Genomic DNA, 20,351 nt, shown 5'->3' with positions numbered 1-20,351 from the left:
TCAATTATTGAAAATAGCTGAGTTCGACAAGAAAACGGTTATCCAGCGCTTTCAACTGATCATAAGCTCTCTTATTGAGTTTGATCAGAATATTTTCATTGTCAGCCGTATTCGGAATTTCACCCACCACGCGTACATACACCGTAAGGTTATTCATTCTGTTTTTCACTTTAATCACAGTACCCACCTTAGCAGTTTTATGCAGCGCCAAAAACTTAGTAGATGATTCATCTTCTATAATTAACTCAGCTTGCCCCTCTTCAACTATCTCATTGAAGGGACTTCCATTGTAAGTTTCTTTGGCTATTTCTTCAATACTTGAAGTTACCTGACCAGTTGTTTCTTGGGTTGAATCAATCGTTTTCGGCTTCTCAACTGGTTTTTCTATAGGCTTTTCGGTGGATGTAGCTACTTGTGTTGTTACTTCCGCAGCTTTGGTTGCTACAGCAATTTTAAGTGTTTGCCCAACAGCCAAAGCATTTGAACTTAGGCCATTCAACTTTTTAATTTGGTTTACATCTACACCGTATTTCTGCGATATAGAAAAGAGTGTTTCTCCAGCAGCAACTGTATGATTTTTATTGGCTTGAGCAGATGACTTGGCAGGTATTTCAGGTTGCCCCATTGGCTTTCCGTAAGGAATATTAATGGTTTGACCTACTTTTAGATCATTCACTAATTCTGCATTCTTGGCCTTTATCTCAGTTACTGAAGTTCCATATCTTCGTGCCAAAGAATAAAGCGTTTGACCTGAGGCCACTTTATGGATTACAAAATATTTATCACCTTCTTTTTTTATTCCTAGCGAGTCTGCCTGACCAAAGCTTGACGTTGCCGCCAATACTAACACCATCAAACTCAACAAAAACTTTCTCATAAATCCTTGATTAAATAGCATTTGACCTCACGCTTTTCTTTGACAAATATAAGCTGTTCATTAACGATATAAAAAGTATCTGAGGCCAGTCCTTTACTATGTTGTGCTAAAACTTCTGTCAAAACAAGTTCGCCATTTGCATTAAAAACATAAAGCCTATTTGTCAAATTCTGTTCCAGCTTTTCATGTGCCGAAATAAAAATCAGGCCCTCGTACTCCAAATAATCGCAGGCGCCAACCAAATCAACCTCTGCAAATTCCTTTAAAAAACGAACCACCGTAACAAAGTGATCACTGTCGCCCGTGTAATGGAACGGAAGTTTTATGCCAGACGACATAGATTTGACCGAAAAATCTTTTTCCGTCTCCAAAATCTCATTCCCTGTACGAATATCAATCGTGAAAATTTCGGCTTCTTCATCATTCGTTTTTAAAGAAAGCGCAAAACCGTTCAAACCCCGAACATTAATATCATCTACCGACCACAGAGCCTCTTGAGTATTGATATCAAAGCCAAAAACATAGCGCTCATCTATGTTTTGGGAATCATTAAAAATCTGAAAAACGATAATCTCCCCCACAAAAGCATAAACAGTTACCCACCAATTTTCATCAAAACCCAAAGCCTTCCATTCAAACTGGTGGTCACTTAGGTTGAAGAGAGAAAAAGTAGCTTCCATAACATCTCCATTTCGGCAACTAATCAGCAACCGATCGCTGGAAAGGGCGGTTTCCCAAATATCTGTAGGGAATACTTCCGAAAACTGTAAGTGAAGTTGCTTTGGCAATGCGTTTCTTTGTATTTTGACACAAAAATAGCCTATTCAAAGGCCTATCAAAGCGATGTTGAAATTTGTAAGAAGAATAGGGTTGGTTTTGCTCGCCATTTTGTTTTGCGCAGGGCTTTTTGCGGAATGGAGTCCTTTCCAAGATCCCGCAAAAAAAAGAATTTTCGTGATGGAAATCCGTAATGACATTGATCCACGGATGAACCGTTATGTGGATTTAGCCTTGGACCAAGCCACTGAAGAAAATGCCGATATCGTGATTATCGATATGGACACTTATGGTGGTGCGGTAAACGATGCTAACGATATTCGCACCCGAATTTTAGAGTACGAAAAGCCAGTTTGGGTATTTATCAATAATGATGCAGCCTCTGCTGGTGCGCTGATTTCAATTGCCTGCGACAGTATTTACATGGTGCCGGGCGCCAATATTGGGGCAGCTACGGTGGTCAATGGAGAAGATGGAAGTCAAGCGCCAGACAAATATCAGTCCTACATGCGATCGATTATGCGCTCTACAGCCGAGCAAACGAATCGTGACCCTAATATTGCAGAAGGCATGGTGGACGACAGAATAGAAATTGAAGGCGTTACCGAAGCAGGCAAAACCATTACGTTTACTACTTCCGAAGCCATTAAAAACGGCTTTTGCGAAATGCAGGTCACCAACATTGAAGACATACTTGCCAAAAACAACATTGATAATTATGAGCTTATCAATTACGAATTAGCTGCTTCGGAAAAGATCATTGCCTTTTTTCTAAACCCTTTTGTAAGTGGCATCTTGATTTTGGTGATTGTAGGCGGACTGTATTTTGAGCTTCAAACACCGGGTGTGGGCTTTCCATTGGCAGCAGCGGGCATCGCTTTACTTTTCTACCTTACCCCTTACTACCTCAATGGACTTGCGGCCAATTGGGAAATTGCTGTGCTATTTATAGGAATTGTCCTCATAGCATTGGAAGTCTTTGTGATTCCCGGTTTTGGTGTGGCGGGTATCGTTGGCATCTCCTGTGTAGTCATGGCGCTCATTTTCGTGATGATCGATAACGACTTCTTTAATTTTGACTATGTGCCTTCTGGTGAACTGAGCACAGCAGCGGTGGTGGTTTTTGCTGGTATGCTAGGTGCCATGGTGCTTATATTTAGTCTAGGCTACAGGTTTACAGAATCCAAAATGTTTAGCAAAGTGGCATTGATGGATGAACAGCGCAAATCAGATGGCTATACTTCGTCTTTCTACACCACCGACTTAATCGGAAAAGAAGGGGTTGTTTTCTCCACTTTAAGACCCAGCGGCAGGGTAGAAATCGATGGCGAAATATATGATGCCTACACTCGTGGAGAATATGTTGAAAAGGGCAAAAAAATAACGGTAATTAGCCAAGAAGGAACCTCCCTAAAAGTTAGATCGAAAAAAGTATGAGCGATAATCACTCTGAATTTAGTCCCGAAAGTTTAATGATGAGCTTCGGGCATGAGCCTTCATTGGTTAGAAATTCAATCAAAAACCCAATATTTCAAACCTCAACTTTCGAATTTGCTACTGCCGAAGAGGGAAAAGCCTATTTCGAAAAAGTGTATGGTGGTGCTGGAGCAGACGAATCGAGCAAAAGTTTGATCTACACCCGACTGAATCACCCTAATTTAGTAACTGCTGAGAAGCGACTTTCCTTATTGGATGAAGCTGAAGAGTCGGCATTTTTTGAAAGTGGCATGGCCGCTATTACTACTTCGCTTTTAGAAATTTGTAAAGCCGGTGATTTGGTACTGATGTCCTTCCCTATTTATGGAGGCACCGATGCTTTTATCAAAAACTTCCTTCCAAAATTCGATATCCAGTCGCTGGCTTTTGACCCAAATATGACGGAAGAAGAAATCGTAAGCTTAATCGAAGTCCACCCAAGAAAAAATCGACTGGCTTGTATTTATGTAGAAACACCAGCCAACCCCACCAATACCTTAATTGACATTGAAATGACGGTGCGCATTGCGGCTCGTTTTTCAAATCAAGACAAGAAAACCATTGTAGCGGTCGATAACACTTATATGGGGCCGCTTTGGCAAAAACCAATCAATCATGGAGCCGATCTAATCATGTATTCGGCTACAAAGTATATTGGTGGCCATAGCGACTTGATTGCTGGCGCCATTTCTGGAAGCAGTGCATTGGTTTCAAGAATAAAGAAAATACGAAGTGGTTTGGGCTGTATGGCTTCTCCGTGGACCTCTTGGCTGATCAGCCGAAGTCTAGAAACAATTTCCCTACGCATGGAAAAGCAGGCTTCAAACGCAGCAAAGTTGGCCGACTTCTTACGCGACCATCCAAAAGTGGCCAAGGTATATTATGTAGGGCATATTACTGAAGGACACGAACAGTTTGAACTGGCACAAAGGCAAATGACTTCTGGCGGTGCGATGTTGGCCTTTGACATAGTAGGTGGCGAAGCCGAAGCTTTCCGTTTTTTAAATGCCGTGAAATTGGCCAAGCTGGCCGTGAGTTTGGGCAGCACGGAAACACTCACTTCACACCCTTTTACCATGAGCAGTTCTAACATGAGTTTAGCCGACCGTGAGGCTGTGGGTATTACGCCAAGTATGGTTAGAATTTCGACAGGGATAGAAAGCCCAGACGACCTTTTAAAAGATTTCGCGCAAGCTTTTGAAAAAGTATAATGTCTGAAAAGGGTCAAACGCTGTACGAACGCATTGGCGAAGAGAACATTCTCAAACTGGTGGATGATTTCTATGCTGAATTGGAGCAGGACGAGCTGATCAGAAAGATGTATCCTGAAGACCTGCTACCGGCCAAAAACCGACTCAAGCTGTTCTTTATTCAAGCACTGGGCGGCAGACAAACCTACACCGATGAACGTGGACACCCGATGCTGAGGCGAAGACACTTTCAGTGGAAGATAGGTACCGAAGAAGCAACAAACTGGCTCAAGCACATGCATGCGGCCTTGGAAAAAGCCACCTTCCCCGAGCCCGAAAAAGATGCTTTCTGGGAATATGTGTATGGCGCAGCGCAGCATATGATTAATAAGTAAGGTAGATATCTACTGAACCTACCTTTCCAAAAGTTTAGAACTTTTGGAAAGGTTTCAACAGACCTGACAGGTTTTAGAAAACTGTCAGGTCTAAACGAGGAAATAAAGTTTTATCAAAGCACACAAAATACAGATCAAAATGTATCTTGACTAACGTAATAAAACGCTTCACATATGCTCTCTAAAGAATCTCAAAATCAATTACGCAGCAGATTATTTCAACATTTAGATGGTATCGGCACAGCCCCAACCGCCTATGTGTTGAAAGAGAAAGGAGTACTTCAATACCTTCTAGAGCATAAAGAAGCATCGCTGGAAAAACTCACCCAAGCGTTTAAGGCAAACGAAGGCTATTTGAATGTTGGGCTTCGGCTTTTGGCTTCCCAAGGCTGGTTAACCCAAACGGTGGATAACACCAAAGATGAGATCACTTACGCCATCACAGACAAAGGAGTTTTAGCATTTCCATATATCGACCTTTACAAAGAGGTGGTTGAGCTTTTAAAGTTTTCAGAGAACTTTCACCCTAGAAAATTTGAGTTGGAACCATTCCGATTGCTTGAGAAGATTTTTGAGAATTTTAAGCAAAATTACAGTATCAATTTTTCTGAGAACGCAACAGAAAAAGCTGTTCAAGAACAGATTCTGGCTCATATTGAAGGCATTTTGATCGGGCCAAGCATTGTGCATATGAGTATGAACGGCATGTTCCATAAGTACTTTATGGAGGCGAAATTTAGACCTGAGGAATTCCATAAAGACACTAAAAACTTTAAGAAGCTCCTCGATATCTTCACCTATTTAGGCTGGTTTACAGAAGTTAATGGCAATTACGAATTCACCGAAACGGGCCTCTTCTATGCCAAAAGGGCAAGTGCCTATGGTGTTACAGTATCCTATATTCCTACTTTCAGAAAGTTAGAAGACTTGATTTTCGGTAATCCAAAAGTGCTCAAAGAAACCAAACCAGGCGAGCCTGAAAACCATGTAGACCGCGCCATGAATGTTTGGGGCAGTGGTGGTGCGCATTCAGGCTATTTCAAAGTGGTTGACGAAATTATTGTTGAACTTTTCAACAAACCCATTGAGCAGCAGCCAAAGGGAATTCTAGACATGGGCTGTGGAAATGGAGCCTTCCTTCAGCACCTATTTGATGTAATTGAGCAGCAAACCTTAAGGGGTAAAATGCTAGACGAACACCCACTCATTCTAGTTGGGGTAGATTATAATGAAGCGGCATTAAAAATCACCAAGTCCAATCTAATTCAGGCGGATATTTGGGCAAAAGTAATTTGGGGAGATATTGGTCAACCGGCATTATTGGCCAAAGACCTAAAAGAAAATTACGGAGTGGAGCTTGGCGAACTTTTGAATGTAAGAACATTCTTAGACCACAATAGAATTTGGGAAATGCCAACCCAGATCAACAAAAACAGGGTGAGCAACTCGACAGGAGCTTTTGCTTTTGAAGGAAAACGCATCAACAATAATTTGGTGGAAGACTCACTATTAGAGCACTTCACAAAATGGTCACCTTATGTAGAAAGGTTTGGTTTGCTATTGATCGAATTACATACCGTTGCCCCAGACTTGGTGGCTAAGAACTTGGGAAGAACTTCTGCTACTGCCTATGATGCCACACATGGTTTTTCCGATCAATACATCGTTGAGGTTGATGTATTTGTTAAAATTTTGGCCGAAGCAGGGTTACATCAAGACCCTACTAAATTCAGGAAATTCCCGAATTCCGACTTGGCGACAGTAACGGTAAATCTATTTAAGGGGGAGGGTTGAGTCATGATTGACTGAGTCATTTAAAGCCCAGGAATCATACTCTTTTTTACTGATTCACTTGAAAGGCCTTGTGCTACAATCATATCAACATTGTAAGGTTCGATTAAATCCGAAAAGGTGATAAACACAAAATCACTTTCCTCTGGCTTAAATTCAAATTTTTGCCTTTGGTTTAACTCTGGTAGCACAACCTCTAAGGAAATCCCATTCGTCTTATTCAAATACTGTTTGAAGGAATAGCTAAATCGGTGTGAAATAAGGTTTTGCTTAATGTTCTCATCCAAAATCATCTCTCCATTCGCATAAAGTTGAACATGAACAGTATCCTCACTAAGGAGTACATTATTTAGATAAAACCGAGAACTTCTATAGGCTGTAAAGTAGACAATAACATAGAGTACGATAACCGATATAATTAAAGCCCATGTCGGTTTTGAAGTCATATTCAGTGCATGTTAAACACTCCTAATTTATCTCATTCCTGACCTAAAACAAACCCACGAGTGAGGTACTACTTTTATTTACCTTATAAGAAGTGATTTGAGTATTAAATCAATTCAGAAGCTGATTTCCTTACATAGATCCAGTCCATTCCTCCCGAGTACATCACTTCTCTCTCAAGCGTAAAACCGTTTTTCAGATAGAATTTAGCAAGCCCTGCATCTTCAATCGAGAGCCAAAATGGGTTTTGAGGGAACATTTCAAAAATTGAGTTCAACCAAAAATCACCGAGGTTTCTCCCTCTATATTTCTCAGCTATCCAGAGGTAACCAATGTATAAAAAGCCATTTTCGAAATAGTATTCAGCTACTGGAGGGTAATTGTCGGTTTCTGAGGTATGAGCAGAAAAAACCAAGCCTCCACCAATCAGCTCTTCACCCTGCTTAATCCCATATACTTTAACCGCAGGCGCAAACTCTTCCCAGTTAGACTCCAATTCTGACTTCCAATCAGCAGGAAGCAATTCTAAAAACTGTTCAGGAACATCAGAAATATCAATGATTTCTGCACTCGATTTGGGGAATTCTTCGGCCACAATAAAATGAGCTAATGAGGTTTTAATTGATGCAAATGTAGAGCGGTAAAATCAATTTTCAATGAATCGATGACCAATGATTTAAAAACAAAAAACCACATTAATAGAGAACAACCAACACCGCCTTTGTGGGTGTTATCACCCACAAACTACCAAAGGGTTGTGACTATCTCATTACTGCCTAAGCTGTAAATAGGTGAGGAAGGGCTGTTTTTCAGGCTTCATCCGCTTGTTGGAGAAAACTCCAACAAAGGCAGGGTTTTCAATGAGTCGATTGCCAATCACTTAAAACAGAAAACCCCGATAATCATTTGACTATCGGGGCTTCAAAATTCTTTAATCTAATATTTAGACATTGGCTACTCTCGGCACCATAACACCTTTTGGAGTTGTCCCAAATTGCTTTAAGAAGCGAGTATGTGAAGCTACAGCACCAAAGAAGGTTTCGTGCTCAATGTATGGCAAATCATGCTCTTTCGCTGTTTCCTTTACGATTTCGGCAATTTTAGGATAATGCACGTGGCAAATTTTCGGGAACAAGTGATGTTCAATCTGGAAGTTCAACCCACCAAATAAATAATTCACCAACTTATTCTTAATAGCAAAATTAGCAGTGGTATACATCTGTAGGTCTGCCCATGGCATACCAACTTTTCCGTCTTTTTTAGGTTCTGGGAAGGAAGTGCCTTCAATGATATGCGCTAGCATAAAGATTACCGCTACGGTAAACCCTTCTAACAAATGGCCAGCAATAAAACCGAAAAGAATCCAGTACCATGCCAACTCAATTACTATCATCGGAATGACTAAGAACACAGAATAATAAAGTGCCTTGTAAAAGAACAGTCTGAAAATCTCCTTCTTTGGAAAGTCTTTTCTGTAATGGCCGCCTAGCTGATGTTGGAAAAACTTCTTATAATCTTTCACAAAAACCCAAGAAACCGTAGCCAAGCTGTATAAGAAGTAGGCGTAAATGTGTTGAAAACGATGCACCCACCATAAATCTTGGTTAGGCTGAAGTCTTAAAATTGGTGGTTGCTCTATATCACCGTCATGCTCAGGGATATTGGTATAGGTATGGTGCACTATATTATGACTGATCTTCCAGACATAATCATTGGCCCCCATAAAGTTGAATGTCAAACCTAAGCGCTCATTCAATTTTTGATTTTTTGTGTACGAACCATGAATTGCATCGTGAGCAATATTCAACCCGATCATGGCCGAAAAGAAACCATGCCCCAAAGCCAAAAAGAACATGCCGATTGGGCTTACTAAGCCTGAGATTACTAATGCATATGTAGCTATCCAGCCACCCAAGATCCAAATGGTTTTAAAAACCATTCCGCTATTGGCGGTTTTAGATAAATTATTTGTCTCGAAGTAACGATCAACTCTTTCGTTAACATCTTTTTGAAAACCGTCTTGAGTGAATTTGTCAAAAATTACTTTCTGGAACTTCTTTTTAGAAGAAGTAGTTTTGTGCTCTGAAACGTCTGAGTTCATAGGCTATTTACTAGTGCTGGAGAGGATTGATTGGACAATATTGTTAACTAAATCTCCCAAGCAATTCTTGTCGCCCAAGTTACGAATTATTTACCATCCTTATGGCATCTTAAACACATTAAAATAAGGGTTAGCCATCCATAGCCCACTGAAAAAGCAGGTTCACACTTATATTTATAAGCCAGAAATACAGATTAATAGAAGAATCAAGCCGATTAGGTTAGGCTTGTGTTTAATGCATATAAACTCCCTCTCCAATAAGTCTAATTACGATTTAAAAAGAGGAAACCCTTTTCTGCCAATCGAGATAGGCCGTTCTTTACACCTCTTTTGCCAATAAATCTGACAAGGCTTTTATGGTTTGCATCCCTGCTTTCTGCCAAACCAACTTACCGTTCTTAAACAAAATAAATGCGGGGATACTTCTAACACCGAACTTTTGTGCCAAGGGCTGGTTCTTATCAAGGTCTACTTTGATGATTTTTATTTTCCCTTCAAATGCCTGAGCCACTTCTTTTAAAACTGGCTCCATGGTTTGACAAGGGCCACACCAATCTGCATAAAAATCCACTAACACGGGTGTGTCTTGAGAAATTAGCGCTTCAAATTTTCCTTTCATAACATCCACTTCCTTGATCAGTGTCAAAACCCCTGACCTTAAGAAATTGTTCCCAGTCCCCTTCTCGAAATAAGCCGGTTAAATTATATTGAGCTTGAATGGCTTCACCTCCGCTAACATGAAAATTTGTGTAGCCCAAACCAATTGAAAAAGAAGATGTTCGATTGGAGGTTTTTCAAAAACCTTAGCGACAGGAAGAACCGCTGCATGGAACAAGGAAGGAAGAATGATAGGTGAACTGGATGAAGGCCTCTTGATTTTCGACACCGAAATTCAAACCATAGAAAAGCATTCACTCCAGCTGGAGATTATTGGAATAGGCACAAAAAAAAGAGTCACCCCCGTTGGAGCGACTCCCTTTCACCTAAACACCTGGGTAACTAACTACTCATAGCGAATCTCACGATTCCTATACCCAGACTTATCTTTAATCTACCTCCCGATAGACATTATTTCTTATTGAAATCTTCTTGAATTTTACTAGACCCACAGAAGATTGGAACTCTCCTCGACCAAAACTTTGAGTTCTTAGTATTACTCAACAGCTAAACAAACATAATAGGATTTTTTGTTAATTAAAATTTAACTTATGCATAAAGGCAAAAACTTATACACAACTTATCAACAATCGCGGATTGCTGTTCAAATACAAGCTTTTGCACTATACATTATTATGGAAGTTTAATACATACATTTTTCTTTTGAGAGAAAAACTGCAATGCATCCCATCCTCCTTCTCTACCTACCCCACTATTCTTGACTCCTCCAAAGGGTGTTCGGAGGTCACGAAGCAGCCAACAGTTGACCCAAACAATGCCTGAATTGAGCTTGGACGATACTGAATGCGCTGTATTCAAATTGTTCGTCCAGACAGTAGCAGCCAAGCCATACTGAGTGCTATTTGCCATGATCAACACTTCTTCTTCGGTATCGAAAGGAGTAAGTGTAATTACTGGGCCAAAAATTTCTTCTTGATTGGTTCTGCAATCGTATGATAAGCCTTCTATAATGGTGGGTTGGATGTAGTAGCCTTCTGAAAGTTCACCTTCGAGAACCACTTGTTTCCCGCCTGCCAAAACAGTTCCACCTTCCGACTTGGCCAAATCAATATAAGAAAGTACTTTCTTCATATGCCCTTCTGAAACTATTGCACCAAGATTTGAATGCTCATCAGCAGGATCACCTACTTTCAAGGCATTCGTTTTTTCAATTAAAGCCTGCTTGAATTTTTCATAAATAGGCCGTTCTATGAAGACCCTAGATCCACAAAGACAAATTTGCCCTTGGTTGGCAAAGCTTGAATGAACCGTAGTTTTAAGCGCTTCATCAAAGTTGCAATCTGCAAATATGATATTAGGATTCTTTCCCCCTAATTCCAGCGATAGCTTTTTGAACATTGGAGCTGCTGTAGCGGCAATTTGTTTTCCCGTAGCCGTTCCTCCTGTAAAAGAAATCAAAGGAATATAAGGATGTTCCGAAATGGCTTGCCCTACTTTTGGTCCCAAACCGTGAACTATATTTAAAACTCCTTTAGGCAAACCCGCTTCAATGCATAATTCTGAAAGCAAAAAGGCCGTCATAGGCGTAATTTCTGAGGGTTTTGCCACTACCGTATTACCAGCAGCCAAGGCCGGAGCAATCTTCCAGGTAAACAAATACAAAGGCAAGTTCCAAGGCGAAATACAGCCCGCAACCCCCACAGGTGACCTTTCAGTGTAATTAAAGGCCAGTCCATCGGTTTGATGTGCTTCCGTGTTTTCATGAAGAATAGCCGTGGCGAAAAATCTAAAATTGGAGGACGCCCTTGGAATATCTACCCTAGTGGCCAACTTCACGGGCTTTCCGTTGTCTTTTGATTCTGCCTTGGCCAGCTTTTCTAAATTAGTATCAATCAGGTCTGCCACTTTAAGCATCAAACGTGAGCGCTCTTCTCGTGGAGTTGCTGCCCATGTTGGAAAGGCATCCTTAGCCGCTTGAGTCGCCAATTGCACATCGCGCTCATCTGAGTCTGGAATTTCACCATACACCTTTCCCCGTGAGGGATCGATGTTTTCTAAATAGCTTTTAGAGACAGGCTCAACTAATTGGCCATTGATATAATTCAGAATTCTTTCCATTGCTTCAACTTAAAGGCAGCCCGTTCTTCCGCCATCTACTGGCACATTGATTCCATTGATATAACCTGCTGCTGGGGTAGCTAAAAAGGCTACCGCTGCCGCTATTTCTGAAGCATCTGCAAAGCGATGGGCTGGAATTTCTCGTTTCATTTCTTCTTCCACTTCTTCCGCGCTCTTGCCTAATTTCTTTGCTTTATTCTCAATAATTGAAGAAAGCCTTTGTGTAGCAGTAGCGCCTGGCAACACGTTATTTACGGTAATGCCATATTTACCCAACTCACCTGCCAAAGTTTTAGACCAATTAGCAACAGCTCCTCGAATGGTATTCGACACCCCCAAGCCAGCGATTGGCATTTTTACGGAGGTAGAAATGATATTGATAATTCGACCGTAAGTCTCGTGTTTCATTCCATCCACCAAAGCTTGGGTCAATATGTGATTACATACCAAATGCTGCTCAAATGCATTTCTAAATTCATCAACTTCCGCATTTAAAGCAGGCCCACCAGCAGGACCGCCAGTATTGTTGATCAGAATATGATACACATTTCCCTCCGCTATATGGGCTTCAATAATACTCTTCAGTTCGTCAACTTTGGTGAAATCCGCAGTAAGGATTTGATGATTTTGTCCACCAGAGGAAAAAAGAGAGTCTTTTACCTCGTTGAGTTTTTCAGTATTTCTAGCCAGCAAGGTTACATTAGCGCCCAAATTGGCCAATTCTTCAGCCACAGCTTTACCAATTCCTTGGGTGCTACCGCAAACCAATGCTCGTTTTCCTTTTAAATTTAAATTCATAGCAATAGTGTATTGAGTAAAGTTACAAAATTGGAATTAGCCTTTCCCGAATTTCGTTAAATTCGCCAAGAACTAAATTGAACTGACCATGGGAGTAAAACGACCTTTCAACTTGCAAAAATGGATTGATGAAAACCGTGACTTACTAAAGCCACCCGTTGGAAACAAGAACCTTTACCCTGAAGGCACCGACTATATCGTGATGATTGTGGGCGGCCCAAATGCCCGAAAAGATTATCACTACAACGAAACCGAAGAGCTTTTTTATCAGCTGGAAGGTGAAATTACGGTAAGAATTCAGGAAGACGGAAAAGCAGTAGATATCCCTCTAAAAGCAGGCGATATGTATTTGCATCCACCCAAAGTCCCCCACTCTCCTATGCGTTCAGAAGGCTCCATTGGCTTGGTCATCGAACGGGTTAGAAAACCAGAGCATAACGATGGATTGATGTGGTTTTGCGATAACTGCAACAACAAACTTCACGACACCTATTTTAAGCTTACCAATATTGAAAACGACTTTCTTCCTCGCTTCCGCGAATTCTACGGTTCAGAAGAACTAAGAACTTGTAATAGTTGTGGCCATGTGATGGAAACGGATCCAAGGTTCGTTAATCAGTAAATTGGTCATTGGTCATTGGTCATTGGAGAAAGTTTGAATTCACCGCTTTTGTTCAGAATTAAAAAGGCTTTAAAATGAAACTAGAAGAACTTAGAGTTTATAACCAAGCAGACATTCTTTCAGACAAAATATGGAACATTATTATTGGCTGGGATTACTTTGCTAAAGACACGATGGGCAAACAAATGGCGCGAAGCGTAGATTCGATCAGCGCAAATATTGCTGAAGGATATGGCCGCTTCTTCTATAAAGAGAATCGCAATTTCTGCTTTTATTCCCGAGGGTCATTACTAGAAACTAAAAATTGGCTTGGTAAAAGTTTCAGAAGAGGCTTTCTTCCAAAAGAAGAGTATGACCAACTAATGACCGATCTTGAAGACCTTCATAAATCGCTCAATGCATATATTAAAACAATTGGTAAAACAGCCAACAACGAATGACCATTGACTAATTAACGAATGACTGACTTAAAGATAGACATGCACACCCACATCATTCCGGAACATCTGCCCAAATGGACAGAGAAGTTTGGCTATGGTGATTTCATTCATCTGCACCACCACAAAGAGAGGGCAGCCATGATGATGAAAGGCAGTAAATTCTTCCGTGAAATCCAATCGAATTGTTGGGATCCAAAAATCAGAATGGAAGAATATGCGCAGTTTGGAACGCAAGTGCAGGTCATTTCTACCATTCCGGTCATGTTTTCTTATGATGCTCAACCACACCATGGGCTAGAAATCAGTCAATTTTTGAACGATCATATTGCTGGCATCTGCCGCGACTACCCTAAGAATTACATCGGGCTGGCCACTATTCCCATGCAGGATGAAGATTTGGCAATTCAGGAATTACACCGTTGTAAGCATGAATTGAACCTGCCTGGAATTCAGATTGGGTCGAACATCAATGACAAAAACTTAAGCAGCGAACGCTTCTTCCAAATCTTTAAAGCTTGCGAAGAATTGGACATGGCCGTGATGATTCACCCTTGGAACATGATGGGCTTTCATAGCATTGAACGTTACTGGCTACCATGGTTAGTGGGCATGCCTGCCGAAACCTCAAGGGCCGCTTGTTCCCTTATTTTTGGAGGCGTACTTGAGCGACTTCCCAACCTAAGGTTCAACTTCTCTCATGCGGGAGGTTCCTTTTTACCCACCATTGGCAGAATTGAGCACGGCTTTAACTGCCGCCCAGATTTAGTGGCGATCGACAATACCGTAAACCCTCGGGAATACATTGGGAAGTTTTGGGTAGATTCAATCACCCACGACCCATTAATGATGAAATACATTTTAGAGATGCAGGGCTCTAAAAGAGTCACCCTTGGTTCTGATTACCCATTCCCTTTAGGCGACCTCGAAATTGGGGCCTTTATTGAGAAAATGGGCTTATCGAACGAAGTGGTGGAAGACATATTCTGCAATGCCACTTTGGAGTGGTTAAACTTATCTAAGGAACAATTTTTAAATTAAGCATTGAAAAATACAGCAATCACGTACATGGATTCGCCCTTGGGCGCCATCAAAATAGTGGGAGACGCAAACGCCATTAAGATGGTGGTTTTTGTGGATGAAATAGGAGAAGAGAACGAAGGAATTATTCCGTTGGTAGTGCGTAAATGCAAAAAACAGCTTCACGAATATTTTGTTGGGCAGCGCAAGCAATTCAACATTCCTGTAGCGCCAGAAGGCACCGATTTTCAGCAACAAGTTTGGCAAGTACTACAAGACATTCCTTTTGGAGTAACGAGCACTTATGCCAAACAATCCATCAAATTAGGAGATATAAAGAAGATTAGGGCCGTAGGAACCGCCAATGGCAAAAACCCAATCGCCATCATTATCCCTTGCCACAGAGTCATTGGGTCAGATGGAAGTTTGACGGGCTACGCAGGCGGGCTCGACAAAAAAGCTTGGCTATTAAAACACGAAAAGAGCATGCCTGGAATGGCACAAACCAGTTTATTTTAATGACTTACGAGAACACTTTAGCATACGCTCAGTATTTAGATAAAAACGATCCCTTAAGAGATTATCGCAATCGTTTTCATATTCCAAAAGTAAATGGCAAAGACAGCTATTACTTTACAGGAAACTCACTTGGGCTTCAACCCAAAACTGCCAGAACCTACATTGAAGAAGAAATGAAAGGTTGGGAAACCTTGGGCGTAGAAGGACATTTTGCATCGAGCAAAAGGCCATGGATGGAATACCATAAATTCAGCAAGGACGCATTGTCCAGAATTGTTGGGGCAAAACCAATCGAAGTGGTTTCTATGAACAACCTTTCAGTGAACCTCCATTTGCTGATGGTATCGTTTTTTAAGCCTACAAAAACACGTTACAAAGTCATTTGCGAAGCAGGTGCTTTTCCTTCCGATCAATACATGTTCGAAACGCAGCTTAAATTTCATGGACTCAACCCTGATGAAGCGCTGATTGAGCTCAAACCGAGAACGGGTGAGCATACGCTGCGCGATGAAGACATTTTAAGCAAAATAGCTGAAGTCGGTGATGAATTGGCTTTGGTGCTTATTGGTGGCATTCAGTACTATACAGGTCAGTTATTCGATATGAAAGCGATTACTGAAGCAGGTCAAAAAGTGGGAGCTAAAGTTGGGTTTGACTTGGCGCATGCCTTTGGCAATGTGCCCTTGCAATTGCACGACTGGAATGTGGATTTCGCTACTTGGTGTTCGTACAAATACTTAAACTCTGGCCCAGGAAATGTTTCAGGAATTTTTGTTCATGAACGATATGCCAACGACAGTTCGCTCGACCGATTTGCGGGCTGGTGGGGTCACGATGAAAAAGAAAGATTTAAAATGAAAAAGGGTTTCCAGCCCATGCCCGGTGCAGACGGTTGGCAACTGAGCAATGTAAACGTAATTTCTACCGCATCTCATTTGGCCGCTTTGGAATTGTTTGATGAAGTTGGTATCGAAAAACTAAGGAAGAAAAGCCTGAAACTCACGGGCTATCTTGAGTTTTTGATCAAAGACATTGCGGGTGATTCTGGTATTTTCGAAATCATCACGCCTTCAGATCCTGAGCAACGTGGATGTCAGCTCTCAATCTTCTTCCATAAAGATGGCCGAAGACTTTTTGATGCACTGGCTGCTGCTGGAGTGATTGCCGATTGGCGCGAGCCGAATGTAATCCGTATTGCGCCAGTTCCGCTTTACAACCGTTTCGAAGACGTGTATCAGTTTGCTCACATTCTAAAGAAAAACCTCTAAATGAAATAATCATGGATAGCCAGAAGCAAAGAATATCAATTTTGGGGGCGGGTCTTGTAGGCTCTTTACTTTCAATTTTCTTAGCGAAGAAGGGCTATTCTGTCACCATTTTTGAACGTAGAAGCGACATGCGTAAAGCGGGTGCCATAGGCGGGCGCTCTATCAACCTCGCCTTAAGCAGACGTGGATTGAAAGCTCTGGAAGCCGTTGGACTGAAAGAAAGAGTACAGGAAAGCTGCATTCCAATGCCCGGAAGAATGATTCATGATTTGGAAGGAAACCTCAGTTTTCAACCTTACGGAAAAGAAGGCCAATTTATTAATTCAGTTTCACGAGGTGGTTTGAATGAGTTATTGATGAACGAAGCCGAAGCGCATGGGGTTGAAATTCGCTTCAATCATAAATGTGAGGATGTAGATTTTGATACCGCCACCGCCCATTTTGAAAATAACGAAAAGGTAAGTGCCAACTTTCTTTTTGGGGCCGATGGCGCATTTTCCGCTTTACGTTCGGCCATGCAAAAAACGGATCGGTTCAATTATTCCCAAGAATATATTTCGGCTGGTTACAAAGAACTGACCATGCCGCCCAATAATGGCGATTTCGCTTTAGACCCCAACGCACTTCATATTTGGCCCAGAGGCGAATACATGCTCATTGCCTTGCCCAATTTAGACAAGAGTTTTACCTGTACCCTTTTCTTTCCTTTTGAAGGAAAAGTATCTTTTGAAGCCCTAAAAACAGAAGAGGATGTTCAGCAATTCTTCGAAAGTAATTTCAAAGATGCACTGCCTTTTCTTACTGAATTGAAAACTGAGTTGTTCGAAAACCCTACTTCGAGTCTGATTACCGTGAGGTGCAAACCTTGGGTGAAAGGAAATACGGCATTGATTGGCGATGCCGCCCATGCGCTGGTGCCATTTTATGGCCAAGGCATGAATGCTGGTTTTGAAGATTGCTTTGTTTTTAATGAATTACTAGAGAAGCACGGAGCAATCAATCCTGCCCTACTTGCAGAATATGAGGCCTTGCGAATTCCTGACGGAAACGCCATTGCCGATTTGGCACTTTATAACTTTATAGAAATGCGCGACAAAGTAGCCGACCCAATGTTTGTGCTGCAAAAGAAAATTGAAAAGCGCCTGAATGAGCTTTTTCCCGAAAAATGGGTGCCACTTTATACCATGGTTACTTTTAGCGATTTCCGTTATTCCGAAGCCCATGCCCTAGGCAAAAAACAACAAGCCATTATGGATCAGGTCTTAGCCCAACCTAATATTGAAGAGGTTTGGGAGAAGTTAGGTTTTGAAGAGATTGTGAACAAAATTAAATTTTAGTATATGTATAGAAGATTACTTTTTATTTCTGCGGTCATTACGCTTTGTAGTACCCTCAATGCTCAAAGTGTGTACTTTAAAGAGGGTCAAAGAGGCCTTACCGCGACTCTATCAAGATCAAACCCTGACTTTGCATTTGATAAATTATTTACAACATCTCTTGGTTACACTTTAAGAGGTAGAATAGATATTGGAATTATCTATTCCAATTTTACGGAAAACAGACAAACTGCTGGTGGTTCTGGTGGGGTTAATGGCTATTGGCTTAATCGAGCGGAATTTAACATTATAACACCAACTATAAATTACCTTATCGTCAAATCCAAAGGAGGAACAAATATTGGTGCTGGCTTAGGGTATAATTTAGTTCTAGGTAGTGTCGGAGTCAATGACTTTGTTTTCAATATGAACCTATCTCAAAGAATTGGCAAGATTGACAAAATCAATCTTCTACCCCATTATTCACTTTCTTTCTCAGGTAGCAATACTGCTTCATCTTTGGGTGCCAGCTTAGTTCTTCCGGGCAAACGCTATTTTGTCGTAACCCCAAGTATGGTAAGCGGTGAAGGTGATTCCTATTTTAATTTGGATTTGGCATACTCTCTATGGGTTAGGGATAAAAAATAACCCTTAGGCCTTAGTCATCCCCCTATACTCCCTCGGAGTTTTGCTTGTTACTTCTTTGAATTTTCGGTTGAAGTTGGAGAGGTTGCTAAAGCCAGATTCGTAGCAGACTTGAGAAACCGTATTGTCTTTATTGAGCAGAAGTTTGCAGGCTTGTCCAATCCGGTAATCGTTTAGAAAGTCAATATAAGTTTTGCGGGTATGCTGCTTGAAATAGCGGCAAAAAGAAGCTTTGTTCATATTGGCCACTTCGGCCACTTCTTCCAAAGTAATGCGTCTGCCAAAGTTTTCTAGGGTGAAGCGGAAGATATCATCCAGTCGCCTTCCCTCAGCTTCTTTCACTGATTTTTGGGGCAACTCGTTGAGGTACGCGATGCTTTCCTCGTTCCCAAACAAATGAAGCAGTTCAAAAAATGAATTCAACCGTTTTAAGCCATTGGTTTCAAACACCTTTTCAAAAGCGCTTATCATTTGGGGCGAAAAATCATCCTTCACCCGAATGCCTCTTTCCGCATTCTGAATAAACTGGAGCAGTTCTCTGATTTCAGGAAACAGCTTTGAAGTTTCTCTTAAATGTTCGGCACGAAAGAAAATAGACTTCGACAACACCCGCATTTCCTGTTCATAATACTTTTTGTCGCAGCGAAAAACATGAGGAACATTGGAGCCCATCACAAAGATTTGCCCCGATTTAAAGCTTCCTAAATGATCGCCATGAATCAGCGTTCCTTCCCCTGAAATAATCCACGTAATTTGTATTTCAGGATGCTGATGAAGCATGTCATAGAAATACTGTTCGTCATCAGTTTGCAAGTAAAGCGATGACGCTTCGGTTTTAGGGATTTTAAAAGGAAGTACTTTCACCTGTATTATTTAAGCCCAAAAATAAACCTAAGTTAACCAAGTAGCAAATATAATATTAGTATTGGTGAATTTTCGCAAAGTTGCACAGCAGAGTCCCCCCTACCTTAGCCAAAAAAAACAACACGATGAAAGTAGCATGGCAAGGCGTTTACCCAGCGGTAACCACAAAGTTTACAAATGACGATAAACTTGATTTAAAAATGTTCGAAACCAACATCCAAGCGCAATTGGCCGCTGGTGTTGATGGCATTATTTTAGGCGGCACTTTGGGCGAAGCCAGTGCACTATTGGAAGATGAGAAAGATACTTTAGTGAGCGCCACTGTTGACATGGTAGCGGGCAAAGTTCCTGTGATCATGAACATTGCTGAACAAACCACGAAAGCCGCCATTATTGCTGCGGAAAAAGCCAAAAAGAACGGAGCCAGTGGTTTAATGATGCTGCCTCCGATGCGCTATAAAGCTGACGACCATGAAACGGTAACTTATTATAAAGCAGTCGCCAACTCTACCGATTTGCCCATTATGGTGTATAACAACCCAGTAGATTATAAAATAGAAGTGACTTTGGACATGTTCGAGCAACTGGCCGAATGCGAAAATATCCAGTCGGTAAAAGAATCTACCCGCGATATTTCAAACATCACCCGAATGATCAATCGTTTTGGCGATCGTTTCAAAATTCTTTCTGGCGTTGACACGCTCGCTTTGGAAAGCTTATTTATGGGTGCCAATGGCTGGGTAGCTGGTTTGGTTTGCGCTTTCCCTAAAGAAACCGTAGCCATTTACAGACTTCAGAAAGCTGGAAGGCATGAAGAAGCTTTGAAAATCTACCGTTGGTTCTTGCCGCTATTGGAGCTTGACATTAACCCTAAACTGGTGCAAAATATTAAACTGGCAGAAGTGGCCACTGGCATTGGTACCGAAAATGTTCGTGCACCAAGGCTTGCGCTTTCAGGCGCAGAAAGAAATCACGTACTTCAGATTATCGAAACAGGAATTAAAAACCGCCCTGAATTGCCAGACTATTTGAATTTGTAAATTGAACCCAATCTTTCGCGCAGCAAAAAACACAA

Annotated in this window: 20 protein-coding genes and 1 pseudogene; 12 read left to right on the top strand and 9 right to left on the bottom strand. The window is 41.3% G+C overall.

From position 1 onward, the window contains the following. Window positions 1–4 precede the first annotated feature (4 nt). Both AAC026_RS16585 and AAC026_RS16580 read right to left on the bottom strand, forming a co-directional pair. Entirely contained in the window at window positions 5–877 is an 873-nt protein-coding gene (locus AAC026_RS16585) for a LysM peptidoglycan-binding domain-containing protein (RefSeq protein WP_339700372.1), read from the bottom strand. Then, the gene (locus AAC026_RS16580) at window positions 874–1,665 is read right to left on the bottom strand and encodes a DUF4905 domain-containing protein (RefSeq protein WP_339700369.1); all 792 of its coding nucleotides are present in this window, start codon (window positions 1,663–1,665) and stop codon (window positions 874–876) included. Before AAC026_RS16580 ends, AAC026_RS16585 begins: the two co-directional genes overlap by 4 nt. 55 nt (window positions 1,666–1,720) lie before the next feature. Between AAC026_RS16580 and AAC026_RS16575 the strand changes: the two genes are divergently transcribed. From AAC026_RS16575 to AAC026_RS16560, 4 genes are all read left to right on the top strand, one after another. Beyond that, window positions 1,721–3,091, top strand: coding sequence for an NfeD family protein (locus AAC026_RS16575; protein WP_339700366.1), 1,371 nt, complete (start codon window positions 1,721–1,723; stop codon window positions 3,089–3,091). Further along, the gene (locus tag AAC026_RS16570; protein ID WP_339700363.1) at window positions 3,088–4,341 is read left to right on the top strand and encodes an aminotransferase class I/II-fold pyridoxal phosphate-dependent enzyme; all 1,254 of its coding nucleotides are present in this window, start codon (window positions 3,088–3,090) and stop codon (window positions 4,339–4,341) included. Before AAC026_RS16575 ends, AAC026_RS16570 begins: the two co-directional genes overlap by 4 nt. Then, window positions 4,341–4,715, top strand: a complete 375-nt coding sequence (locus AAC026_RS16565) for a cyanoglobin (protein WP_339700361.1) — start codon at window positions 4,341–4,343, stop codon at window positions 4,713–4,715. The genes AAC026_RS16570 and AAC026_RS16565 overlap by 1 nt, the downstream gene beginning before the upstream one ends. A gap of 174 nt (window positions 4,716–4,889) precedes the next feature. Beyond that, window positions 4,890–6,509 carry a class I SAM-dependent methyltransferase gene (locus AAC026_RS16560; protein WP_339700359.1) on the top strand — a complete coding sequence of 540 codons (1,620 nt, stop codon included), beginning with the start codon at window positions 4,890–4,892 and terminating at the stop codon, window positions 6,507–6,509. Window positions 6,510–6,529: 20 nt separating this feature from the next. Here the strand turns inward: AAC026_RS16560 and AAC026_RS16555 are convergent, their stop codons facing one another. The 6 genes and pseudogenes from AAC026_RS16555 to AAC026_RS16530 form a co-directional block, all read right to left on the bottom strand. Next, entirely contained in the window at window positions 6,530–6,952 is a 423-nt protein-coding gene (locus AAC026_RS16555; protein ID WP_339700357.1) for a hypothetical protein, read from the bottom strand. Between the two features lie 104 nt (window positions 6,953–7,056). Further along, window positions 7,057–7,545, bottom strand: a complete 489-nt coding sequence (locus tag AAC026_RS16550) for a GNAT family N-acetyltransferase (protein ID WP_339700355.1) — start codon at window positions 7,543–7,545, stop codon at window positions 7,057–7,059. Between the two features lie 348 nt (window positions 7,546–7,893). Then, entirely contained in the window at window positions 7,894–9,051 is a 1,158-nt protein-coding gene (locus tag AAC026_RS16545) for an acyl-CoA desaturase (protein ID WP_339700352.1), read from the bottom strand. A gap of 319 nt (window positions 9,052–9,370) precedes the next feature. Next, window positions 9,371–9,703, bottom strand: a pseudogene (gene trxA / locus AAC026_RS16540) (thioredoxin); the annotation flags it as partial. 638 nt (window positions 9,704–10,341) lie between these two features. Further along, entirely contained in the window at window positions 10,342–11,787 is a 1,446-nt protein-coding gene (locus AAC026_RS16535; protein ID WP_339700349.1) for an aldehyde dehydrogenase, read from the bottom strand. A 9-nt stretch (window positions 11,788–11,796) separates the two neighbouring features. Further along, window positions 11,797–12,585, bottom strand: coding sequence for an SDR family oxidoreductase (locus tag AAC026_RS16530; protein WP_339700346.1), 789 nt, complete (start codon window positions 12,583–12,585; stop codon window positions 11,797–11,799). Window positions 12,586–12,673: 88 nt separating this feature from the next. Between AAC026_RS16530 and AAC026_RS16525 the strand changes: the two genes are divergently transcribed. The 7 genes from AAC026_RS16525 to AAC026_RS16495 all read left to right on the top strand — a co-directional run bounded on the left by AAC026_RS16525 (window position 12,674) and on the right by AAC026_RS16495 (window position 18,415). Continuing rightward, window positions 12,674–13,207, top strand: coding sequence for a 3-hydroxyanthranilate 3,4-dioxygenase (locus AAC026_RS16525; protein ID WP_339700343.1), 534 nt, complete (start codon window positions 12,674–12,676; stop codon window positions 13,205–13,207). A gap of 74 nt (window positions 13,208–13,281) precedes the next feature. Then, complete coding sequence (locus AAC026_RS16520) at window positions 13,282–13,647, top strand: four helix bundle protein (RefSeq protein ID WP_339700340.1); 366 nt, start codon at window positions 13,282–13,284, stop codon at window positions 13,645–13,647. A gap of 18 nt (window positions 13,648–13,665) precedes the next feature. Beyond that, window positions 13,666–14,685, top strand: a complete 1,020-nt coding sequence (locus AAC026_RS16515; protein WP_339700337.1) for an amidohydrolase family protein — start codon at window positions 13,666–13,668, stop codon at window positions 14,683–14,685. A 3-nt stretch (window positions 14,686–14,688) separates the two neighbouring features. Continuing rightward, a complete protein-coding gene (locus AAC026_RS16510; protein ID WP_339700334.1) occupies window positions 14,689–15,183 on the top strand; it encodes a methylated-DNA--[protein]-cysteine S-methyltransferase in 495 nt (164 codons plus the stop codon). Further along, window positions 15,183–16,451 (top strand): kynureninase, encoded by a 1,269-nt coding sequence (gene kynU, locus AAC026_RS16505; protein WP_339700470.1) that lies wholly within the window; start codon window positions 15,183–15,185, stop codon window positions 16,449–16,451. Before AAC026_RS16510 ends, kynU begins: the two co-directional genes overlap by 1 nt. A gap of 11 nt (window positions 16,452–16,462) precedes the next feature. Next, on the top strand, window positions 16,463–17,788 hold the full coding sequence (locus AAC026_RS16500) for an NAD(P)/FAD-dependent oxidoreductase (protein WP_339700331.1): 1,326 nt from the start codon (window positions 16,463–16,465) through the stop codon (window positions 17,786–17,788). Between the two features lie 3 nt (window positions 17,789–17,791). After that, on the top strand, window positions 17,792–18,415 hold the full coding sequence (locus AAC026_RS16495) for a hypothetical protein (protein ID WP_339700329.1): 624 nt from the start codon (window positions 17,792–17,794) through the stop codon (window positions 18,413–18,415). A 3-nt stretch (window positions 18,416–18,418) separates the two neighbouring features. Here AAC026_RS16495 and AAC026_RS16490 read toward each other — a convergent pair whose 3' ends face one another. Further along, on the bottom strand, window positions 18,419–19,276 hold the full coding sequence (locus tag AAC026_RS16490; protein ID WP_339700326.1) for a helix-turn-helix domain-containing protein: 858 nt from the start codon (window positions 19,274–19,276) through the stop codon (window positions 18,419–18,421). 125 nt (window positions 19,277–19,401) lie between these two features. On the opposite strand from AAC026_RS16490, the gene AAC026_RS16485 reads away from it, so the two are divergent. After that, entirely contained in the window at window positions 19,402–20,316 is a 915-nt protein-coding gene (locus AAC026_RS16485) for a dihydrodipicolinate synthase family protein (protein WP_339700323.1), read from the top strand. Window positions 20,317–20,351 lie beyond the last annotated feature (35 nt).

Source organism: uncultured Roseivirga sp., from assembly GCF_963973945.1.
GTDB lineage: Bacteria > Bacteroidota > Bacteroidia > Cytophagales > Cyclobacteriaceae > Roseivirga.
This window is presented reverse-complemented; position numbering and strand designations above follow the sequence as displayed.